The following is a 19,321-nucleotide window of genomic DNA, read 5'->3' on the forward strand; positions in this document are numbered from 1 at the left end:
ATGGCCCGAAATAAGCGCATATGGACATGCTTGTAGCGGTTTTTGGAAAGGCCTGACAGCTGACTTGCGGCCCGTTAACTCGAGCTCAAATCAAGGAGTACAGGAATCAGGCCCGACTCAGGAACTTGCGCTCCTCCACATTCACCTTGATGCGATCCCCGGTGGAAATGTGCTCCGGCACCTGCACCACCAGCCCCGTGGTCAAATACGCCGGCTTGGTCCGGGCCGTGGCAGAACCGCCCTTCACCGACGGATCGGTTTCCTCGATGGTCAGCTCCACCGTCGGCGGCAACGCCACACCCACCGGGCTGTCGCTCACCAGCACCACCATCAGGCCCTCGGTGTCCTCGGTAATAAACAGCAGATCATCTTCGATGGCATTCTTGTTCAACAGGTATTGCGTGAAATCTTCGGTGTCCATGAACACATACTCATCGCCATCGGCGTAGGAAAACACCGCCGGGCGGCGCACCAGGTCCGCCAGATTGAGCATGTCGGAATCCTTGAAGGTTTCATCCAGCTTCTGGTTGGTCACCACATCGTACATGCGCATGCGGTACAGACTGCCGCCAGCCCGGCCCTGGGGCACGGAGCGCTCGATGTCTTTCACAAAATACACGCGGCCCTGATATTCCACGGCCTGATTCTTCTTGATCTCACTCGCTTTTGGCATAACAAGGATTCCAGAGTTTGTTTGGGAAACGCTGATATATCACGGCCAGCGGCCAGAAGCGAGCGTTCAAAACCGAATCCCCGGCCGGCTTTACCCACAGCTTCTGTGGATAACTGTGTTAGCAAGGTAAGGATACCCACCCGGGAACGGCATCACTAGCGGGTTGCCGTTTTGTGCGGTTTATTTGATCACCGCCGGACTCTTACCGCTCACAAATCAAAATGGCTGGCGTCCTTTTCGATGCACGCATCCAGGCGGGCCAGGTAATCCGCTTTGGCCTTCAACTTGGTTTGCTGGTGCGCACGCAGGTTCAGTTGTTTGAACTGTTCGGCCACCGCCCGTGCGCGCTCAGCCAGCTGCTCGGGCGCAACCGCTTCATCCAGAAAGCCGGCGGTAATGGCGTTTTCGGGGTTATAAATCTCGGCATTCACCACGGAGCGGTAGAAATAGGCAGGCGCCAGGCGGTGGCGGGCAATCTCGATGCCGGCATGGTGCATGGTCATGCCGATGGCCACTTCGTTCAGCCCCAGTTTGAAGTCGCCCTTCACGCCGATGCGGTAGTCCACCGACAACAGAATAAACGCCCCCTTGGCGATGGCATGGCCACTGCAGGCGGCAATCACCGGTAGCGGGAAGGCCGCCAGCCGGCGCGCCAGGGTGGAGCCAACCTTCACCAGCGCCATGGCCTCTTTCGGGCCTTTCTGCATTTCTTTCAGGTCATAACCGCCGGAGAACATGCCCGGTTGACCGGTCAGGATAACAATGGCCTTGTCCTGCTCTGCCTGATCCAAAGCCTGGTTCAGCTGGGTGAATACCTCATGGCTCAGAGCATTGGCCTTGCCGTTCGCCAGAGTGATGGTGGCAATGCCATTATCCAGTTCGTAGGTTACCAATTCAGACACCGGGAATTCCTCGCTGCGCAGATTCAAGTGAGTGTTTGATTACACTATAGCGAACCCCGGAGAAAAAACAGCCCCGGGCGGGGCTGTTTCAGACAAGGCTGGTATGCAAGGTGTTTCAGCTTTCGTTCTGCAACTGGTCCACATACTCGGCCAATTGCTTCTCCATTTCCGCCAGCCTCTGCTGCCATTCGGCCTTGTAAGCGGAAAACTCTTCCCCAAGCTCACCAAGCTGCAACTCTGTCGCCAAAGCCACGCGGGTGCTTTCGGTTACCGACTCCACGTCCGGGTCCTGCAGGGCATCGCTCTGCGTTTCCAGCCGAATCACCGCCTCATTCAGCAACTGCCGGTCCTCTACCGAAGCGTTCGGGTTATTTTTGAGCGCCTCACGCAGGGACTCGGACAACTGGTCGATATGCTGGCGAAGCATCTGGCCGTACTCGTCCACCAGGTTCGAGAAGCTTTCACCGGCCTCGCTCGCCTGCTGGCGCAGTTCTTCGGTCAGGACCTCAAATTCCCGGGCCAGGTCATCCGAGTGGCGCGCCAGCTCGGTCTTCAGGTCTTTACCCAGCGCCTCCAGCTGGTTCATCACATCGCCCCACAGAGGGCCGCTGTTCAGGGCCTCGCCGGTGCGGAAATAATCCACCAGCCATTGACCATCTTTTTTCACCAGGTAGGTTGTGGTTTCCAGCGGCTCAGCGCGCTCCGGCAGCCCACTGAATACGGTGTCAACAGTGGCCTCCTGGCCATCGATCACCACCCGGCCCCACTCCAGCTCAACGCCCTGCCAGTCACGCTGATAACCATCAAAACCGGCGTCCTCCACCAGCGTCGAGTAGTCGTTGGCCTCGCCGGCGTCCTGCTCGATGACCGCCTGCCAGAAAGCCCGGGAAACCTCTTCCGGCGATTCCGGACCGGTGCAGGCCGCCAACAACAATGAAGATGCCGCCAGTGCGGGTAACATCCTGATTCGTCTCATAATGCAATTCCGTTAAATGGTGATGGTCCACTTTCAATTCTAACTGGCTCATTTTGTCCGCAATAGCGCACCTCGCTCCAGTTACATCCTGGTCAGCTTAACTCAATCATTCATGTTAACTTGTCACCATGCGCATTCGAATTACTCACCAACGAATTACCGCCGTGCTGCAGCTGATCCTGCTGGCAGAGGCCTTGCTGGCCCTGTGGAGCCAGAAATGGTTTATTGCCTTTCTCACCGGCATGATCATTGTGATCACTTTCTTCCCGGTGCTCTTCGAGCGGCGTTTCCGGATCCATATACCGCCGGAACTGCAGCTGGCGGCCATCGGCTTTGTCTTTGCCTCGCTGTTTCTGGGAGAGGTGCATGGCTATTACACCCGCTTCTGGTGGTGGGACATCCTGCTGCACACCTCCTCCGGATTTCTGCTGGGCATTCTCGGCTTCTTGCTGGTTCACATCATGAATGAAACCGAAAAGCTGCAGCTGCACATGAAGGCCGGGTTCGTTGCCTTCTTCGCCTTCCTGTTTGCATTGGGCGTGGGCGCCCTGTGGGAAATTTTCGAGTTCACCATGGATTCACTGTTCGGGATGAACATGCAAAAACCCATGCTTGGCGATCCCTCCGGGCTCACCGACACCATGTGGGATCTGATTGTGGATGCCCTGGGAGCGCTTATCGTTTCCTTCCTGGGCTGGCGCTACCTGAAAGACCCGGAACGGAAATCCTTCCTGGAACGCTGGATTGACAGCTTTGTTGCCCGCAACCCGCGCTTTTTCAAACGCTGAAGGCAATAGCCACAGCCAACGACACAACCACAGACAGTGGAATGGTGAGGGCGATAGCCTGAGCCGGCCCGTGGTATCTGACCGCCAGTACGTAACTCATCACGGCAACGGGCATGGCGCACTGCACCAGGAAAATCTGTGCCTGCGCCTGCCCCAATGGCCAGAACAGCAGTACCAGCCAGGCCACACCCAACCCCGCCAGCGGCCGGTAAAAACTGAAAGCCACCGGCCAGAGCATCTCACGGCCACCGGAGAGCCTGAGATTGGCAATGGAGCTGCCCAGCTGCATCAGCATGATCGGCACGGTAATCGACCCCAGCATATCCAGCGTGGTCATGACCGGCGCCGGCAGGGTGGTTTCAGTGGCCAGCAAGCCAGCGCCCGCCGCCAGTGCCAGTACCGGCCCATTGCGAACCAGGGCCGCCAGAGAAAACTGTTTCGACAAACAGCCAATGCCCAACGTGAAGTGGCTGATCTGGATCACCGAAGAGATCACCATCGCCAGGCCTAGGGACTGCGGCCCGAACAGGGCATAACACACCGGCACCCCCATGTTGCCGGTATTGGGGTGAACCAGCGCCGGCAGATAATCCCGCACGGGGAAACCGGCCAACCGCAAAACCGCTGCGGTCACCAGCGCCATCACCACAATCCACACCACGGTAATGGCCACCAGCTCACCCATCTGGCCAATGTTCATGTCCATGGACAGCACAGAATGCAACAGCAGTGCTGGAATACCGACCGTTGTCACCAGCCCGGACAACGCCCGGCCATCAAAAAAATCGGTTTTACGCCCGAGCACAGCGCCCAGGGCAATCAGGGAAAAAAGCGGAACCAGCGAGTTAGCAAGATGTTGGAACATAGGCGGGGATCGAAAAACCGGCACAAGGGCAACCGGTTAGCCGAAATACTCCTCAATCCAGGCAAACAGTTTGTCGGTGCTCATGTCCGCCAGGGCCAGTTGCTGAAACTCGTCACCCACTTCCTTCTCGATGGTGATGAACTGGTAAAGCACAACGCCGGGCTGCTCATCGTGCAGAATCAACGTGATACGACGGCGGGTTCGAAGGCAGTCAATGGTCATTACATCGGCCGGGATACCGGAATTACGCATACCCTGGCGCACTTCCACCACCGGATTAATGTGTTCGTGGGCGGCCTGGATACGGGCGTGGGCTTCACTGGCCATATCAGACAGTGACTTGAGCGGATCTTCAGACATCGCAGGCGGCCTCTATAACCATTGGAAACATCGGCGGCCATCATAACGAAAAGTCCCTCGCCCGGGCCAGACGCTTCCACCAGGGCCGGTGGTCATGTCACCACATTGTGGCCGGAGATTTACACCATGAAGTGACCGCAAAGGTCGCAAAGCGAACATTCAGCTTGGAAGATAGCGCCAGCCTAACGGGCCGATTCGTGGAATTGCACTGGAACACTCTGGTCCAGTTGACGGACTTTTTGAACTCGGAGCATCCCTTTCGCACCATCAAGCGGCAGTTAAGTTATGCCAAAGTCCGCGATCGCAGCCTGTCGAAGAACACCAACCTGTTCTACCTGTTCGCGGCGCTCAGCAACATGCGGAGTGACAGGTTCGCCGTTTTTAAGCCATTTTATGCGTCCTTCACCGCAGTAGTTCTTGTACTCTTCCGCCACGTCGGGGCGGCGGCTGCTTCGAATGCTTCTTTGGTCTTCGTGACACGCGCATGGCCCTGTTCTTCATGGAGCATCCATTGGTCGTCGCCGTAGATAATAGGCAGGTCCATGAAGGTCTTAACCCTCCATTAACCACCTCCTAGATAGTCTGTATCCCGTCGTTTACCGCAGATTTGACCGCGCCCGAATGGACTTTACCTATGTATCGCTTGCCCTGCTCGAAAGTAGTGCTGACTGCTTTATGCTGCCTGGTTATTGCAGGCTGCAGTTCGTTGTCCACGAGAACGGACTATCTCGCTCAGGCCGATTCCGAGCGTCAGAACGTCGTCTCCAAGTTTGAGATGGAGGTTGGTCTCGAAACAGCCTACCTGAATGAGCTGGTCAACAGCCATGACCTGGACGCGCTTATTGTCGAAGCGCGCGCGGCCAATCCTGATTTCCAGCAAACACGGCTTTCACTCCAAATTCTCCGTGCTCAATACCGAGCGACTCAGGCGGATCAACTCCCCGACGTCGAGGCTGGATTCGTCGCGAATAACACTGACGGTCTAGATACTGCCTACACCGGCACCGTCAGCATCAGCTGGGAGCTGGATTTGTGGTCGAAGATTTCTGATGAGGCGTCGGCTGCCGCCAGTGACGTTGCTGAACAGCTGGCTCTCTACCAAGCTGCGCGGGATACGCTCGCAGCCGAGGTCATGCAGGGCTGGTTGAAACTGGTGAATCTGAATCGCTCCGTTGCCATCGAAAAGCAACGCGCGGAGCTATTGGAAAAAAACGAACAGTGGATTCTTCAGCGTTACCGCTCGGGACTGGGTGACCTTGAAGATCTGGACAGCGCCCAAAGCTCTGCGGCCAGTGCCAGGGCGACATTGATTGCAGTTCAGGAATCCCTGCAGCAACAGCAAAGGGCGTTGAACCTGTTGCTCGGGCGAAGCCAGGCTAGCACGGTCATTTCCGCCGACTATCCGCAGGTTCTTTTACCCCTGTTCGACCTTGCAGAGCAAACATTGCAGCGTCGCCCGGACCTTAAAGCGGCCTATATGGCTATCAGGGCAAATGATTTTCGAACGTCCGTTGCCTACAAGGACATGCTGCCATCCATCAACCTGGAAACAGCGCTTAGCGAAACAGGCACATCGCCCAGTGACGCCCTATTGCGCAACCCGGTGTGGTCATTGCTCGGTCAGCTACCGCGTTGTGCCCTGGATCGACGAATTGATGGCAACGCATCCAGGTTTGAATCTCAGAGTTCAGATTACTGACACCAACGTGGACTTTTACCGGGATTCGGTCGACATGGCGCTTCGCTACGGCGCGCCCAGTGACACCAACCTGTATGGCTTCAAAATTTGCGATGTGCCGCGCCTGCTTTGCGCATCTCCTGATTACCTTTCGCGTCATGGTCGCCCCATTCATCCTGATGACCTTGAGAACCACAACGGACTGTTCTATCAGTTGCAGGACATCCCATTTGACCTCTGGACGTTCAAACGGGGAGACGAGGAATATCGAGTCAAAATGACGGGCGATCGCGCCTCAAACGATGGCGATCTGGTTCGCCGGTGGTGCGTCGCTGGTCGCGGTCTTGCGATAAAATCGTGTCTTGATATGTCGGATGATCTGCTTGCAGGCCGTGTCACCACAATCATGCCGGACTATGCGCCGCCGGTATCCGAGCTGTGGCTGATTTGTCCTACCCGACAGTCAATAACGCCGGCAATGAGGTTGTTGAGGGATGACCTGCGTGCAAAAGTAGGCGAACTGATGAATGCAATGATTGCCGGAGGCTTTTTTCCTCCGGATCGCTTGTCCGGAGGAAAAAAAGACGCCTGAAAAACAGCGGGTGCGTTATTGATGATAAGAAATTCTCATTAACGTGCAGTACACCACTGGCAGCACCACTAACGTCAATACCGTTGCAACACCCAAACCGAACACGATAACCAGCGCCATGCTCGCGAAGAAGGCATCGCTGAACAGAGGAATCATTCCCAACATGGTGGTTACGGCCGCCATAAGCACAGGTCGTACCCGGCTTACCGCGGCCTCAACCACCGCAGTGAATGCATCATCCTGCTGTTCTAACTGAATATTGATCTCCTCAACCAGCACAATGGCATTCTTCAGTACCATACCGATCAGACTCAGAGTCCCGAGCAGCGCCATGAATGTAAAAGGCGCGCCGAGCAATACCAGTCCACCAATGATTCCAATCATCATGAGAGGAACAATCATCCAGATAGACAGAGCCTGTCGGAAGCTACCGAACAACAGCATCGAAATAATGAACATCCCCAGCAGTCCAAGAGGCAGCGAGGAGAAAAGCGAAGTCTGAGCTTCGGATGAGGTCTCGTACTCTCCACCCCACTCAATCGAATAGCCGTGGGGAAGCTCCAGCGCGTCGACCTGCGGGCGGATCCTCTCCAGCACACTCGCCGCCGTCTCCCCCGACAAAGGCATGGGTTCGGCATAAACCGCCAACATCCGCTCCCTGTTTCTGCGTTTTATCAACGGATCCCGCAGTTCCGTATTGATGGCATTGATGACGTTGCCCGCGCTGACATAGCGGCCCTGCTCTTCACTCCAGACATTGATCGAGGTAAGGTTTTCGATGTCAAAACGCTGCTCCTCTCTTGACCGCATAATGATCGGAATGAGGTCGCTCCCCTCACGGTACACTCCAACCTGCTGCCCCTGATTATTCAGCAACAACGCCTGGTGCAGTGATTCGCGAGATACGCCAAGGCGCCGGGCCTGTTCTTCGAGGAACTCCGGTACGATCACGGCTTCCCGATTACCCCAGGACAAGCGCACGCTGTCGGCCAGAGGTTCATTTTCAAAAATTGCCTGCACGCGCACACCGATTTTCCGGAGTTCTTCGGGATCTTCTCCAAAGATACGAGCTTCAAGACTGGCTTTGGCTGAGGGCCCCACCTGCAAAGCCTGCACTTTGTAATGCACGTTCGGGAAGTCTGTACGCAGTTGCTCAATGACTTCCTCCATACGGGCCTCTCTCGACGCCTTATCCCGGGTCTCTACGATCAATTGGCCAAAACTGGCGTATCGCTGCTCCGGTGAATACGTCAACGTAAAACGCTGGGCTCCGCCACCGGTGACACTGGTCACCTGAACGACCTGGTCCATGTCATTCACGCGCGATTCCAGCCGCTTTACGGTCTCTTCGGTTTGCAAGATGTCGGCGCCCTCGGGCAACCAAAGGTCAACAAAGAAGAGTGGCGTTGTGGCATTCGGGAAGAAAGCATTCTTAACCTGTCCCGAGAACGATAGAACCCCAGCCAGAAGCGCGATCGCAAGTGTTAATGTCACGAAGCGATAATGAATCGCGTAGGTCAGCAGGCGGCGGAAGACGACGAAAACAATTCCCTTATAGGGGTCGTTATCGGATGACTGCCCGACACTCTCGAGCTTGTCGGGATAGAACATATCAAAGAAAAACGGGGTCAGAGTGAGTGCCGTCAGCCAGCTCAGGAAAAGCGAGTAGCACAGAACCCAGAACAGGGAGCCAATGAATTCTCCGGTGGTGTCTGGTGAAAGGCCGATAGGAGCAAAGGCCGTAATGGCAATCACGGTAGCGCCGAGCAGCGGGTACCGGTTCTGCGAGACCACTTCTTTGGCTGCCTGCCTTTTGGACTTGCCCTTGGAAAGGCCAATCATCATGCCCTCGGTGACGACGATGGCATTATCGACCAGCATCCCCAGCGCAATGATCAGCGCACCCAATGAAATCTTCTGGAGCTGAATACCGTGTATTGCCATAAGCACGAATGTACCCATGATGGTAATCAGCAGGATCAGCCCCATGAGCAGGCCACTTCGCAGCCCCATGAACAGCAAAAGCACAATAATGACAATGCCCACCGCCTGAGCAAGGTTCATGAGAAAAGCAGATACTGCCTCCTCGACTACTTCAGGCTGGTTATACACTGTGTTCAGTGTCATGCCGATGGGTTGCTGTTTTTCCAGGCGTTTCAAAGCCTCATTGAGACTCTCACCTACATCAACAACGTTGGTGCCCTCTGCAAATGACACGCCGATGGTCAAAGCAGGCAATCCGTCAGAGTGGTAAAGCAAGGCGGGTGAGTCATTGGTCACCCTGCGAACTTCGGCCAGATCGCTGAGCCGGATAATACCCGAATCAGCGCTTCCAACTGCCAGTTGCTCAAGTGCCTGAACGGAATCAAGCTGACCGGTTGGCTGAACGGATAACGACAGCCCTTCACTGCGCAGGTGGCCAGCGTTGCCCACCGTATTCTGCGCATTCAGAAGGCTTGCCAGGTATTCTGGCGAAATGCCAAGAGCACGCATACGGTCACGGTCCAGTGACACGATCATCTGCTCGTCGACACGACCACCGATACTGACTTTTGCGACGCCCTCCAACAATCGCAGTTCTCGCTGAATGAGATCCGCATGGTCACCAAGATCTTTCAGCGAGTAGCCGTCACCACGCAACGTGAGCAGCAGGCCGAAGACATCGCCAAAGTCATCGTTCACGATGGACGTGTTCACGCCTGGTGGCAGACCAGGCTGGGCATCATTAATCTTTCGCCGAAGGATATCCCAATACTGGTCTAACTCCCCTTCTCTGACCGTCTTCTTGAGTTGGACAGTAATCTGCGACAAGCCGTCCGAGTTCACCGAAGTAATGTCATCGATGCCCGGCATCTGCTGGATCGCTTTTTCCAGAGGCAGCGTAACCTCCTCCTCGACTTCAAGAGGCGTTGCTCCGGGATATTGGGTGGTCACCAAGGCGGAACGTAACGTGAACTCCGGGAATTCAAGCTGGCCAAGACCCAGAAACGCGAACATGCCCCCAACCCCAAGCAACAGCGTGACCATCCAGCTGATGGACTTCCGATCAAGAAAATAATCGACCATCTCAGAGCCCGCCCTCTTTTTCCCAGGGACGGACCGAACGATCCCTGTTCATCCGGTGAGCGCCGGCAACCACGATTCTGTCGCCCGGGCTGAGCTCTCCCCGAACAAGCACGCCATCGTTCATTTTCTTACCCGGCTCGACATCCACCGGCTCGACGCTGCCCGTGTTATCGCCATTCTCACCATCGGCAGCAGCCACGTATCGCCAAACCACGCTAGTGCCGGGTTCTGCGTCAGGTGTTACAAGCGCCGCGGTTGGTATCAGCCACGACGGGGCGCTCTCTCCAGCCAATGTGCCGTAATCAAGCAGAACGGTCGCGCTCATCCCCGAAAGCACTGTGATGTCCTCGGGTTCAGGGAGCGTTACGGTAACCTCATAACTGAGCGACCCCTGAGAGGCATTGCTGTCATGCTCTTTGTAGCTCGCGGCGTAGCGTTTATCGGGAAGCTCGGGAAACTGTACCCACGCGATAGTGTTGCCATTGGCGCGAACGTTCCTGGATCTCTGTGGTTGAAGGCGGCGGACCTGTTGTTCAGGCATCTGGAACGAGACGTCGATAGAGCCGGGCCGTTGCAGTTCGGCAATGGCCTGCTGCGCTGATACAACCTGAAAGACATCCACCGGCACCCGTGAAATGACGCCATCAAATGGCGCTTTGAGAACGGTATAGGAAAGTTGGTCCTCCGCGCTGGCCAGTTGCGCTCTGGCAGAGAGGTACTCGGCCTCGGCCTCATCGAAACGGGCCTGACTGATGGCCTGGCGCTCCAACGATATTCGCATTCGCTCGAAGGTGGCCTGTGCCAGATTGAAATTTGACCGGGCGTTTTCCAGGCGGGTTCTTGCGTCCCGATCGTCCAGGCGGGCAACGACCTCCCCTTTTTCCACAGTGTCGCCTGCTTTAACGGCCAGCTCCGTCAGCTCTCCTCCCACTCTGAAAGAGAGTTCTGAATGGTCAGACGCCGAGACTCTGCCCGGATACTGATTGAGCGTGCCTGACTGCGCCTGCTCCAGCGTCATGAGCTTTACCGGGTAGACAGTTTGCTGTGTCAGAGGGGGCGCCTCCGCCGAACATCCCATCACCAGGAGGCTCGAAAGCATTGCAAGCGCTTGTAGGCCTCTCAAGGGCATGGCGGTACTGACCATCTTGAATTTCATAACGCGTCACTCTCCAGAAAAAATTAGGTATTCCGACGATCGGCAACCGCATCCCAAGCCATATTAAACGCTAATTCGATATGCTCATCGGTACCTTCGAACGACCCTTGCAGGCATCGTTGAACGAGGTGGTAAATCGGGCGGAACATAAACGTTTCGAGAAGTGGAAAAGGTACCGGTTTGATCAGCCCGGATTGCTTTCCCTGATCAACTGCATTCAAAAGATTTGCGGCTCGGCTTTCGTTTCGTGCCTGGATCTCGGGAGTCATCCAAGCAGAATGCGTGAACGTCTCGTGGTAGCGGAATAGTTCCGGACGCTCAAGGCCGATCCGGAACAGTGTGTGCCACTGGCGTCGCAGTCCTTCACGCAGATCTTTCCCGCGAGAAAAACTGTCCAGCGCCGCATCAATGACCTGATCGCTGACGTAATAAAATGTCGCCAATAAAAGCTGTTCTTTATCTTCGTAATAGATGTACAGCGTGGCTGGTGACAAACCCGCAGCCTTGGCTATCTTGCCAACCGAGGTTGCTGAAAAACCGTGATCTGCTACTTCCCTCACGGTAGCTTCCAGGAAGGCTATTCGTTTCGAGTCGTCTCTTTGCCGCATTTGTCTGCTCAACGCTTCAAATTGGTCGGCCTAAAATAAATGAACGTTCACTTATTTTCAAACCGAAAATATAGGCGTATACCGAAGTAGGTGCCCTACTGAATTCCTGGACAGAATGGCCATTGGGGGCTCCATCAGGCATCTGTCTCCAAACCTGGACTGTAGTTTTCATGTCGTCACGAAGTCTCTTGAGCTCCTTTAACTCCTGATCCAGTCTGCAAAGGCGGTCTGTGAATAGCTCCTTCAGGTCGCTGCCAGCCAAGCCACCCTCCGTCCCATGACTTAGAATGACTTTGACTTCACGCAGGTTGAATCCCAGCTTGTTTGCCACGCGAACAAACCGTAAGCGCCACAGGTCTTCCGAATTATACAAGTTGTAGCCATTTCGGGGATCTTTTCGTGGCCGAAGTAACCCTTCACGGTTATAGAAACGAACGGTGTCCGGAGAGACATCCGCCAAGTTTGCAATTTCATTGACTTTCATCGTGCCCACATCGCTCGCATGAAACAGATCCCGATATATCAGAGGAGAAAACGCCAGCATGACCACTCTGAAACTCTCTCAATTTGTTATTGCATAAATGAAGTCGACCTTTATCCGCCCGTCGCCACCTTTACGTTATTGATCGGTTGGCTTTTCGACCAAGCGACTAACCCAAGGCCTCCAAGGATCATCGGCAAGGTCAACAACTGCCCCATGGTCACCCAGTCAAGGGCAATGAACCCCAGTTGCGGGTCGGGGAGGCGAACAAACTCGACCGCAAAACGGAAAATTCCGTAGAGCAACAGGAACAGGCCGGACGTTGCGCCCATCCGACGAGGGTGGCGTGAGAACCACCACAGCACCACAAACAGCACAACACCTTCCAGGGCAAACTCGTACAATGACGACGGGTGACGTGGCGCCGACCCCATATTCGGGAACACCATGGCCCAGGGCACGTCGCTGACCCGCCCCGGGAGCTCGTGGTTGATAAAGTTGCCAAGGCGCCCCGCCCCCAGGCCAATTGGCACCAGTGGCGCTATAAAATCCGTGAGTTGGAAAAACCGCAGGTTCTGCTTGCGGGCGAAGACCAAGGCTGCAATCAGGACGCCGGTCAAGCCGCCGTGAAAACTCATGCCCCCTTCCCAGACCTTGAACAGCCAAAGCGGATTGTCTGCCAGCTTGTCAAAACCGTAGAAGAGCGCGTAACCGACGCGGCCACCCAGAATGACGCCCATCGCACAGTAGAAAATCAATGTTTCAACAGCGTCTGCGTTCAACCCGAGTCGATGAGCCCGACGACGCCCCAGCCACCAGGCCGCGAGAAAACCGACAAGGTACATCAGGCCGTACCAATGGATTTTCAGTGGGCCCAGTGCAATGGCTACCGGGTCGATTTGAGGATACTGAAGCATAAGCTTCCCTGATTTCGTGTGTGAACGTGCGTTAGGGTTTCAATCAGTAACACGTTCCGCTCCATTGGCTGTCTCCTCCAATCGTTGCCTGGCAACAGCGATACCTTTACGAATGACCTCTGCGGAGGCGGAATCCTCGAAGCCAGCCAACGCTCGGCGCCAGTAACCGATCGCCTGTTCATAGCGGCCATCGTCGAAAGCCTCAACCCCCAGCATGCCCAACACTGTCGGCTGACGCGGATCCTTATCGAGTGTTTCATCTACCAGCGCCTGAACTTCATAGGTCAGGCTGCCTCCGGCCACATAGAATTTCAACTGAGCCAGTTGGGCCAGAAGATCGGCTCGGCGGCCTTCCAGTTCGATCAATCGCTCCAGGGCGCGAATCGACCGATCTGGCTGACCGACCTTCTGGTACAGCGGAAACAACAAAGCCCAGACCTTGGGATTATCCGGCTGACTCTCGGCCTGCTCTTCGAGCCGGACAATCAGGTTCTCCGGTGAGGCACCGGGAGGGTTAAGAACCTCCTGCACCACGGCATACAGAGCCAGATCGCCATTGGCGCCCACCCATCGATAGCCGGTTACGGTGGCGGCAATCAATGCCGTTATCACCAGAGGGATTACAAAACGTCCTGCCAGCGGGTTCCTGAGAGGCACGCGACGACGGGCCTCGGTGTCCTCCAGAAGATTGCGTTCAAGCTCGTGACGGCTTTCTTCAAAGCGTGCGACGTCAACCTCGCCGCGCTCGCAGGCGCTTTCCAGTGCCGCAAGCCGACGCTCATACACGGCCAGATTCTGCTCCTCCGCGCGGTCATCCGTTTCAAACCCTTGCTGCCAGTCATGGATCGCCCTTGCTCTTCGCAACGGTAGACTCAGGAACCACAGCGCTATAAGCAACAGTGTGCCGATACTTAACCAGAGCATAGTCATTCCGACCTCTCACGATGACGATGAATCAAAGAGGACAGGCGGGTACGCTCCTCCTCGGAGAGCGGCCGCACTCGCCGGTGCCTGCGTGCCCGGACAAAGGCAATCACAACCAGGGCGCCTCCTGCTACCAGCGCTGCCGGCAATGCCCAAAGCAGCCACGTGCGCCCGTCAAGGCGCGGATTGTAAAGAACGAACTCGCCAAAACGATTAGCCATGAAATCAAGAATTTCCTTATCCGCACGCCCCTCATGAAGCATCAGCGCTACCCGCTCCCGCATGTCCGCCGCCACCGGCGAATCGGAGCTGTCGATGGCTTGAGCATCACATTTAGGGCACCGCAAAGACGCCGTAAGGTCGCGATAACGCTCCGCCATCACCGGATCCTCGAAATGACGCGCATCGATTGCCGTGTCCGCCATCGACTGGAACGAAGCCAGCAAAAGCACGATGACCACACAGCAACGGCTCTTCAGGGTTAGTGCCATTTTTCTACCTCCGCCATGACTTCATCCACCTGGGCGGGCGTGATATACCCAACGTGCTTGTATCGAACGATACCGTTTGCGTCGACCAAGAAGGTTTCGGGCACGCCATACACGCCAAGCTCGAAACCCAGGTCACCGGCAGGATCGAAGATGTTGACCTCGAAAGGTTTTCCAAACTCTTCAAGAAACTGTCGTCCCAGGTCGCGGGCGTCTTTATAGTTGATGCCCACCATCTGAACGCCGCGCTCAGAGAGCGCCAGCAACTGGGGCATCTCCTCCTTGCAAGTCGGGCACCAGGAGGCCCAGACATTGACCAGAGACATCCGGCCACGAAGCAGGGATTCATCCACCTCGGCGCCGGGTTCCTCCAGCGTTGAGAGCGTGAACGACGGAAACTCCTGACCCCACAAGGCCGACTCGCGAGCACTGGGATCCAGCGAAAGCCCCCGGTATAAAAAGAAGGCCAGGCCAACGAATACCAGAAAAGGAAGCAGCAGCAACAGCCGGCGTATCATGCGCGGACCTCGCGCGTCGGCCCCGTCGATTCCCCGTTAGCGGCGACTGCACGGCGACGACGGTAGCGGCGGTCTGCCACGGCGAGGACGCCCCCGAAAGCCATCAACAGCGCACCCAGCCATAGCCAGCGTATGAAGGGCTTGACCTGTATGCGCATTGCCCAGCTACCGTCGTCCAGCTCCTCACCCATGGCCACATAAAGGTCCCGAAGCAGGCCAGGATGCAGCGCGACATCGGTCATCGGCTGCCCTCGGGCAATGTACAGGCGCTTCTCCGGGTACAGGGTGGTGACAATCCGGCCTTCACGGGCAACCTCGATGGTCGCCGTATCGGCGAGGAAGTTGGGCCCCCGACGCTCGCCCAGTTCGGTCAGCGTAAAATCGTACCCGCCCAGATTCACCTGCTCACCGATATCAAGCCGCACATTACGCTCCATGGCGTAGTTCGACACCATCACCACGCCCACGATGGTGACGGCCAGGCCCACGTGGCCGACCACCATGCCCCAGTATGAAGGGGTCAACTTACGCAATCCGGACAGCGCAGAGGACGCATTGCGGACTTTATCAAACAGGTCGCGCACCAACGCCAGTACTACCCACAGGGCCGCCACCATCCCCAGCGCCACGGCGACATTCCACTGGCCGTTGTAAAGAAACGGTATCGATATCGCAATCGCCAGTGCGGCCAAGCCCGCCCCCAGTAGTCGCCGGAACAGCTCCCGACCGGGCATCTGCTTCCAGCGTGAGACCGGCCCCAGCCCCATAAAGGCACACAGCATGACGGTCAGTGGCACGAACAGGCTATTAAAGTAAGGCGCGCCGATACTGACCTTGCCCAGCCCGAGTGCATCCAGGATCAAGGGGTACAGGGTGCCCATCAGGACCGTGATCGTCATGATGACCAGCAAAATATTGTTGATCAGCAACAGAGCATCCCGGGAAAGCCAGCTAAAGCCCGCATTGGCGCTCATTCGCGGCGCCCGTAGCGCAAAGATCAAAAGCGAGACGCCGACCGTTATTCCCAGCAACGCCAGAATGAAGAGCCCCCGAGATGGATCATTGGCAAAGGCATGAACCGAGGTCAGTACCCCTGAGCGCACCAGGAAGGTGCCCAGTAACGAGAGTGAGAACGTGAAAATCGCCAGCAGTGCCGTCCAGCTCTTGAACGTGCCGCGTTTTTCCGTGACCGCCAGTGAATGTATCAGCGCTGTCCCGCTCAGCCAGGGCAGGAGCGATGCATTTTCCACCGGATCCCAGAACCACCAGCCGCCCCAACCCAGCTCATAGTAGGCCCACCAGCTACCCAGAGCGATGCCGAGGGTCAGAAAGGCCCAGGCAATGTTGGTCCACGGCCGAACCCAGCGCGTCCAGGCCGCATCGAGACGCCCTTCGATCAGCGCAGCGATGGCAAAAGCAAAGACCACTGAAAAACCCACATAGCCCATGTAAAGCATCGGCGGATGGATGATCAGGCCAACATCCTGCAACAACGGATTCAGATCGGCACCGTCGGCTGGCATGCCCGGCAACAGGCGATCAAAGGGACTGGACGTAACGACGATGAAAAGCAGGAACCCTGCGCTGACGACACCCAGAACTCCCAGAACCCGTGCCAGCATATCCCGTGGCAACTGGCGGGAAAACAGACTGACGGCAAAGCCCCAGCCACTGAGAATCAGACTCCATAACAGCACCGAGCCTTCATGAGAGCCCCAGACGGCGGTGAACTTGTAGTACCAGGGCAGCATCGAGTTGGAATTACGGGCCACATAATCCACGCTGAAATCATCCAGAAGAAAACTGGCGGTCAGGCTGGCATAAGAAACCAGTAGAAAAACAAATTGCCCCCATGCCATGGGCTCTGCAAATGCCATCCACAACGGGCGCCGGGTGGCGGCTCCCAGCAAGGGCACGGTCGCCTGAAGCAGCGACAGGCAAAGTGCAATCAATAACGCGAAGAGACCAACTTCAGGGATTGTCAGGGTAAGCATTTCGGGGCCGTGTTCGGTTGCGGGTTCGGCGATGACCGAACCTATCGGTGAAGGTTTCTCAGGTATTGCTTCGTCAGCCAGCCACAAGGCCAGCTGACGAATTCTCTATTACTTCCGACGAGGTTGGCGGGTAACGCGCAGATACGGTGTCTGCTCATCCCATCCGTCGGGGAAGCGCTCTTTGGCCTCTTCGTTGGAGAGCGACGGAACGATGATCACATCCTCGCCATTCTTCCAGTCCACCGGCGTGGCCACTTTGTGGTTGTCGGTCAGTTGGAGCGAATCAATGACGCGCAGGATCTCGTCCAGATTGCGCCCGGTGCTGGGCGGATACGTCAGCATCAGACGGATTTTTTTCGCGGAATCGATAATGAATACCGTTCGAACAGTCACCTTGGGATCGGCTTTTGGATGGATCATTCCGTACTGGTCGGCAACCACCTGATCCTTGTCTGCCAACAGGGGAAAATTGAGCCCCTTGCCCTGGGTTTTCTCGATATCCTTCGCCCAGTCTTTATGGGAGTCGAGCGGGTCGACGGAGACCCCGATCAGCTTCACACCGCGACTGGCGAACTCGTCCTTACGCTTGGCGAAGGCGCCGAGCTCTGTGGTACAGACAGGGGTGTAGTCGGCGGGGTGTGAAAACAGCACGGCCCAGTCGTCTCCCAGCCACTCATGAAACTGAATGTTTCCCTCGGTGGATGCGACGGTGAAATCGGGAGCGGTTTCTCCAAGTTGCAATGTCATCGTTTCATTCTCCTTTGCTTTGGCTGTCGTTCTCGGTTCGTCAGTACAGACGATATCTTTAAAGTCAACTTTAAGGTCAAGGCGTTTGTCAGATGTTTTTTAGCCTGATCCATCGAGCTCGACGTTCGTGCCCGATTTTTCGGGTATGAAACTGACATAGAGGAAAAGCACGGTGCCCAGCACAATGGCGATATCGGAAAGGTTAAAGGCTGGCCAGTGCCAGGATTGCCAATAGACATCAAAGGAATCCACAACATAGCCACGAAATATCCGGTCAATCAGGTTGCCCACGGCACCGCCAAGAATAAGGCTGTACGCGATGGCTTCTCCCCTGCGGCGGCACTGAAGAATCAGCCCGATCAGTACAATCGAGACAACTACCGCGACTGTGATAAGAAAGTATCGCTGCCAACCTCCGCCATCGGCAAACAGGCTGAATGCGGCGCCGGTGTTCCAGACATGAACCCAGTTAAAGAACGGGGTCACCGGAATCGATTCGCCATACGCCATTGACTGCTGGACCAGCCATTTTACAACCTGATCAGACGCCGCAATCAGGCCCGAAATCGCCAGCAGGCTATACGGCAAGAGTTTTTTGGTAACGATGGACATTGTTTAACCCTTAAGCGCCAGGATGCGCCTGGCACCGTTGAGTACGATAATCCCCGCGATGCTGCCGATGATCAGGTCCGGATAATTGGAGCCAGTCCATGCGACCAGGGCGCCAGCGGTAATGACCCCCAGATTGATGACCACATCGTTGGCTGAGAATATCCAGCTCGCCTTCATGTGGGCACCGCCCTCCCGATGTTTGGATATCAGCAGCAGACAGGTGGTGTTAGCGATCAATGCGATGAACGCAATCCCCATCATTGCCAGCGACTCCGGCTCACTGCCGAAGACAAAGCGCCTCACCACCTCTGCAAGTACGCCTACAGCCAGTATCAGTTGGAGTACGCCCGCGAGATGCGCCGCACGCACCTGCATTTTCACGCTGTGCCCAACCGCATACAGGGCGAGCCCATACACGGCCGCGTCGGCAAAATTGTCCAGGGATTCTGCAATCAAACCGGTGGAGTGCGCGATCAGGCCGACCGTCATTTCCACCACAAACAGGACAGCATTGATACCGAGCAACCAACGCAGGGTGCCCGACTCCTGCTCGGCCGAGATAGCCGTACCCCCGAGCGCCTTGATTGATTCAGGGTCGGCAGCGGCCGTTTCCTGAAGCGAAGCTCCCAGCCCGAGGGTCGCCAGCTTCGCGGTGATAGGCTCAGCCTCGCCATCGTGCACAACCTTCAACCGCCGATCAGACAGGTCGAAGGACAGCCCGCGAATGTCTTCAAAACCATTCAGGGCCAGTCGAATCATCCGTTCCTCCGAAGGACAATCCATCTTCGGTACGGTATACACACTGATCCAGTTGCCGGACGCTTCAGAGGCCTCCGACCCGGCGTTACCCTCGGCGGGTGTTGCGTCGCAGCCACAGGCGCCTTCACAGGATTTACTCATGATACGGCTCCACTTGAGTATTGTCGGATTATGATTTAAAACCATATAGCCACTATAAGGTCAATAGAGCAGATAC

20 protein-coding genes and 1 pseudogene are annotated in these 19,321 nt (G+C 56.2%); 4 read left to right on the top strand and 17 right to left on the bottom strand.

What is annotated here, in order from left to right; genetic code table 11:
- Positions 1-106: 106 nt before the first annotated feature.
- From efpL to BMZ63_RS01910, 3 genes are all read right to left on the bottom strand, one after another.
- Positions 107-673: an elongation factor P-like protein EfpL gene (gene efpL / locus BMZ63_RS01900; RefSeq protein ID WP_091700856.1), complete on the bottom strand. Its 567-nt coding sequence runs from the start codon at positions 671-673 to the stop codon at positions 107-109.
- Positions 674-882: 209 nt separating this feature from the next.
- Positions 883-1,575, bottom strand: coding sequence for a crotonase/enoyl-CoA hydratase family protein (locus BMZ63_RS01905; protein ID WP_091700972.1), 693 nt, complete (start codon positions 1,573-1,575; stop codon positions 883-885).
- 115 nt (positions 1,576-1,690) lie between these two features.
- Complete coding sequence (locus BMZ63_RS01910; protein WP_227663645.1) at positions 1,691-2,551, bottom strand: apolipoprotein A1/A4/E family protein; 861 nt, start codon at positions 2,549-2,551, stop codon at positions 1,691-1,693.
- 128 nt (positions 2,552-2,679) lie between these two features.
- Between BMZ63_RS01910 and BMZ63_RS01915 the strand changes: the two genes are divergently transcribed.
- Positions 2,680-3,339 (top strand): DUF2238 domain-containing protein, encoded by a 660-nt coding sequence (locus tag BMZ63_RS01915; RefSeq protein WP_091700861.1) that lies wholly within the window; start codon positions 2,680-2,682, stop codon positions 3,337-3,339.
- Here BMZ63_RS01915 and BMZ63_RS01920 read toward each other — a convergent pair.
- Complete coding sequence (locus BMZ63_RS01920; RefSeq protein WP_091700863.1) at positions 3,329-4,204, bottom strand: AEC family transporter; 876 nt, start codon at positions 4,202-4,204, stop codon at positions 3,329-3,331. The genes BMZ63_RS01915 and BMZ63_RS01920 overlap by 11 nt on opposite strands.
- 36 nt (positions 4,205-4,240) lie before the next feature.
- Positions 4,241-4,564 (bottom strand): hypothetical protein, encoded by a 324-nt coding sequence (locus tag BMZ63_RS01925; protein ID WP_091700865.1) that lies wholly within the window; start codon positions 4,562-4,564, stop codon positions 4,241-4,243.
- 248 nt (positions 4,565-4,812) lie between these two features.
- On the opposite strand from BMZ63_RS01925, the pseudogene BMZ63_RS15280 reads away from it, so the two are divergent.
- The 3 genes and pseudogenes from BMZ63_RS15280 to BMZ63_RS01940 all read left to right on the top strand — a co-directional run.
- Positions 4,813-4,923 (top strand): annotated as a pseudogene (locus BMZ63_RS15280) (IS5/IS1182 family transposase); the annotation flags it as partial.
- 275 nt (positions 4,924-5,198) lie between these two features.
- Positions 5,199-6,263 (top strand): TolC family protein, encoded by a 1,065-nt coding sequence (locus tag BMZ63_RS01935; RefSeq protein ID WP_091700870.1) that lies wholly within the window; start codon positions 5,199-5,201, stop codon positions 6,261-6,263.
- Positions 6,220-6,834: a substrate binding domain-containing protein gene (locus BMZ63_RS01940; RefSeq protein WP_227716182.1), complete on the top strand. Its 615-nt coding sequence runs from the start codon at positions 6,220-6,222 to the stop codon at positions 6,832-6,834. The genes BMZ63_RS01935 and BMZ63_RS01940 overlap by 44 nt, the downstream gene beginning before the upstream one ends.
- A gap of 15 nt (positions 6,835-6,849) precedes the next feature.
- Here the strand turns inward: BMZ63_RS01940 and BMZ63_RS01945 are convergent, their stop codons facing one another.
- The 12 genes from BMZ63_RS01945 to BMZ63_RS02000 all read right to left on the bottom strand — a co-directional run bounded on the left by BMZ63_RS01945 (position 6,850) and on the right by BMZ63_RS02000 (position 19,245).
- Positions 6,850-9,900, bottom strand: coding sequence for an efflux RND transporter permease subunit (locus tag BMZ63_RS01945; RefSeq protein ID WP_014420757.1), 3,051 nt, complete (start codon positions 9,898-9,900; stop codon positions 6,850-6,852).
- A gap of 1 nt (position 9,901) precedes the next feature.
- On the bottom strand, positions 9,902-11,056 hold the full coding sequence (locus BMZ63_RS01950; RefSeq protein WP_008172291.1) for an efflux RND transporter periplasmic adaptor subunit: 1,155 nt from the start codon (positions 11,054-11,056) through the stop codon (positions 9,902-9,904).
- 23 nt (positions 11,057-11,079) lie between these two features.
- Positions 11,080-11,616 (bottom strand): TetR/AcrR family transcriptional regulator, encoded by a 537-nt coding sequence (locus BMZ63_RS01955; RefSeq protein WP_014420756.1) that lies wholly within the window; start codon positions 11,614-11,616, stop codon positions 11,080-11,082.
- Between the two features lie 64 nt (positions 11,617-11,680).
- Complete coding sequence (locus BMZ63_RS01960; RefSeq protein ID WP_053115066.1) at positions 11,681-12,208, bottom strand: MerR family transcriptional regulator; 528 nt, start codon at positions 12,206-12,208, stop codon at positions 11,681-11,683.
- A gap of 50 nt (positions 12,209-12,258) precedes the next feature.
- Positions 12,259-13,062: a prolipoprotein diacylglyceryl transferase gene (lgt, locus tag BMZ63_RS01965; RefSeq protein ID WP_053115065.1), complete on the bottom strand. Its 804-nt coding sequence runs from the start codon at positions 13,060-13,062 to the stop codon at positions 12,259-12,261.
- Positions 13,063-13,101: 39 nt separating this feature from the next.
- On the bottom strand, positions 13,102-13,986 hold the full coding sequence (ccmI, locus tag BMZ63_RS01970; protein WP_227663644.1) for a c-type cytochrome biogenesis protein CcmI: 885 nt from the start codon (positions 13,984-13,986) through the stop codon (positions 13,102-13,104).
- 2 nt (positions 13,987-13,988) lie between these two features.
- A complete protein-coding gene (locus tag BMZ63_RS01975) occupies positions 13,989-14,477 on the bottom strand; it encodes a cytochrome c-type biogenesis protein (protein WP_091700875.1) in 489 nt (162 codons plus the stop codon).
- The gene (locus BMZ63_RS01980; RefSeq protein WP_091700878.1) at positions 14,468-14,992 is read right to left on the bottom strand and encodes a DsbE family thiol:disulfide interchange protein; all 525 of its coding nucleotides are present in this window, start codon (positions 14,990-14,992) and stop codon (positions 14,468-14,470) included. The genes BMZ63_RS01975 and BMZ63_RS01980 overlap by 10 nt, the downstream gene beginning before the upstream one ends.
- Entirely contained in the window at positions 14,989-16,986 is a 1,998-nt protein-coding gene (locus BMZ63_RS01985; protein ID WP_091700881.1) for a heme lyase CcmF/NrfE family subunit, read from the bottom strand. The genes BMZ63_RS01980 and BMZ63_RS01985 overlap by 4 nt, the downstream gene beginning before the upstream one ends.
- 108 nt (positions 16,987-17,094) lie before the next feature.
- Positions 17,095-17,733 (bottom strand): peroxiredoxin, encoded by a 639-nt coding sequence (locus BMZ63_RS01990; RefSeq protein WP_091700884.1) that lies wholly within the window; start codon positions 17,731-17,733, stop codon positions 17,095-17,097.
- Positions 17,734-17,832: 99 nt separating this feature from the next.
- Positions 17,833-18,345, bottom strand: coding sequence for a signal peptidase II (gene lspA / locus BMZ63_RS01995; RefSeq protein WP_091700887.1), 513 nt, complete (start codon positions 18,343-18,345; stop codon positions 17,833-17,835).
- Positions 18,346-18,348: 3 nt separating this feature from the next.
- Positions 18,349-19,245: a cation efflux transmembrane domain-containing protein gene (locus BMZ63_RS02000; protein ID WP_091700890.1), complete on the bottom strand. Its 897-nt coding sequence runs from the start codon at positions 19,243-19,245 to the stop codon at positions 18,349-18,351.
- Between the last annotated feature and the right edge of the window lie 76 nt (positions 19,246-19,321).

The organism is Marinobacter persicus (assembly GCF_900114155.1).
In the GTDB taxonomy this organism is placed as follows: Bacteria; Pseudomonadota; Gammaproteobacteria; order Pseudomonadales; family Oleiphilaceae; genus Marinobacter; species Marinobacter persicus.

Coding starts and splice junctions, on each gene's coding strand:
- efpL (WP_091700856.1), bottom strand. CDS start 673: ATGCCAAAAGCGAGTGAGATCAAGAAGAATCAGGCCGTGGAATATCAG.
- BMZ63_RS01910 (WP_227663645.1), bottom strand. CDS start 2,551: ATGAGACGAATCAGGATGTTACCCGCACTGGCGGCATCTTCATTGTTG.
- BMZ63_RS01915 (WP_091700861.1), top strand. CDS start 2,680: ATGCGCATTCGAATTACTCACCAACGAATTACCGCCGTGCTGCAGCTG.
- BMZ63_RS01920 (WP_091700863.1), bottom strand. CDS start 4,204: ATGTTCCAACATCTTGCTAACTCGCTGGTTCCGCTTTTTTCCCTGATT.
- BMZ63_RS01925 (WP_091700865.1), bottom strand. CDS start 4,564: ATGTCTGAAGATCCGCTCAAGTCACTGTCTGATATGGCCAGTGAAGCC.
- BMZ63_RS01935 (WP_091700870.1), top strand. CDS start 5,199: ATGTATCGCTTGCCCTGCTCGAAAGTAGTGCTGACTGCTTTATGCTGC.
- BMZ63_RS01940 (WP_227716182.1), top strand. CDS start 6,220: ATGGCAACGCATCCAGGTTTGAATCTCAGAGTTCAGATTACTGACACC.
- BMZ63_RS01945 (WP_014420757.1), bottom strand. CDS start 9,900: ATGGTCGATTATTTTCTTGATCGGAAGTCCATCAGCTGGATGGTCACG.
- BMZ63_RS01950 (WP_008172291.1), bottom strand. CDS start 11,056: ATGAAATTCAAGATGGTCAGTACCGCCATGCCCTTGAGAGGCCTACAA.
- BMZ63_RS01960 (WP_053115066.1), bottom strand. CDS start 12,208: ATGCTGGCGTTTTCTCCTCTGATATATCGGGATCTGTTTCATGCGAGC.
- lgt (WP_053115065.1), bottom strand. CDS start 13,062: ATGCTTCAGTATCCTCAAATCGACCCGGTAGCCATTGCACTGGGCCCA.
- ccmI (WP_227663644.1), bottom strand. CDS start 13,986: ATGCTCTGGTTAAGTATCGGCACACTGTTGCTTATAGCGCTGTGGTTC.
- BMZ63_RS01975 (WP_091700875.1), bottom strand. CDS start 14,477: ATGGCACTAACCCTGAAGAGCCGTTGCTGTGTGGTCATCGTGCTTTTG.
- BMZ63_RS01980 (WP_091700878.1), bottom strand. CDS start 14,992: ATGATACGCCGGCTGTTGCTGCTGCTTCCTTTTCTGGTATTCGTTGGC.
- BMZ63_RS01985 (WP_091700881.1), bottom strand. CDS start 16,986: ATGCTTACCCTGACAATCCCTGAAGTTGGTCTCTTCGCGTTATTGATT.
- BMZ63_RS01990 (WP_091700884.1), bottom strand. CDS start 17,733: ATGACATTGCAACTTGGAGAAACCGCTCCCGATTTCACCGTCGCATCC.
- lspA (WP_091700887.1), bottom strand. CDS start 18,345: ATGTCCATCGTTACCAAAAAACTCTTGCCGTATAGCCTGCTGGCGATT.
- BMZ63_RS02000 (WP_091700890.1), bottom strand. CDS start 19,245: ATGAGTAAATCCTGTGAAGGCGCCTGTGGCTGCGACGCAACACCCGCC.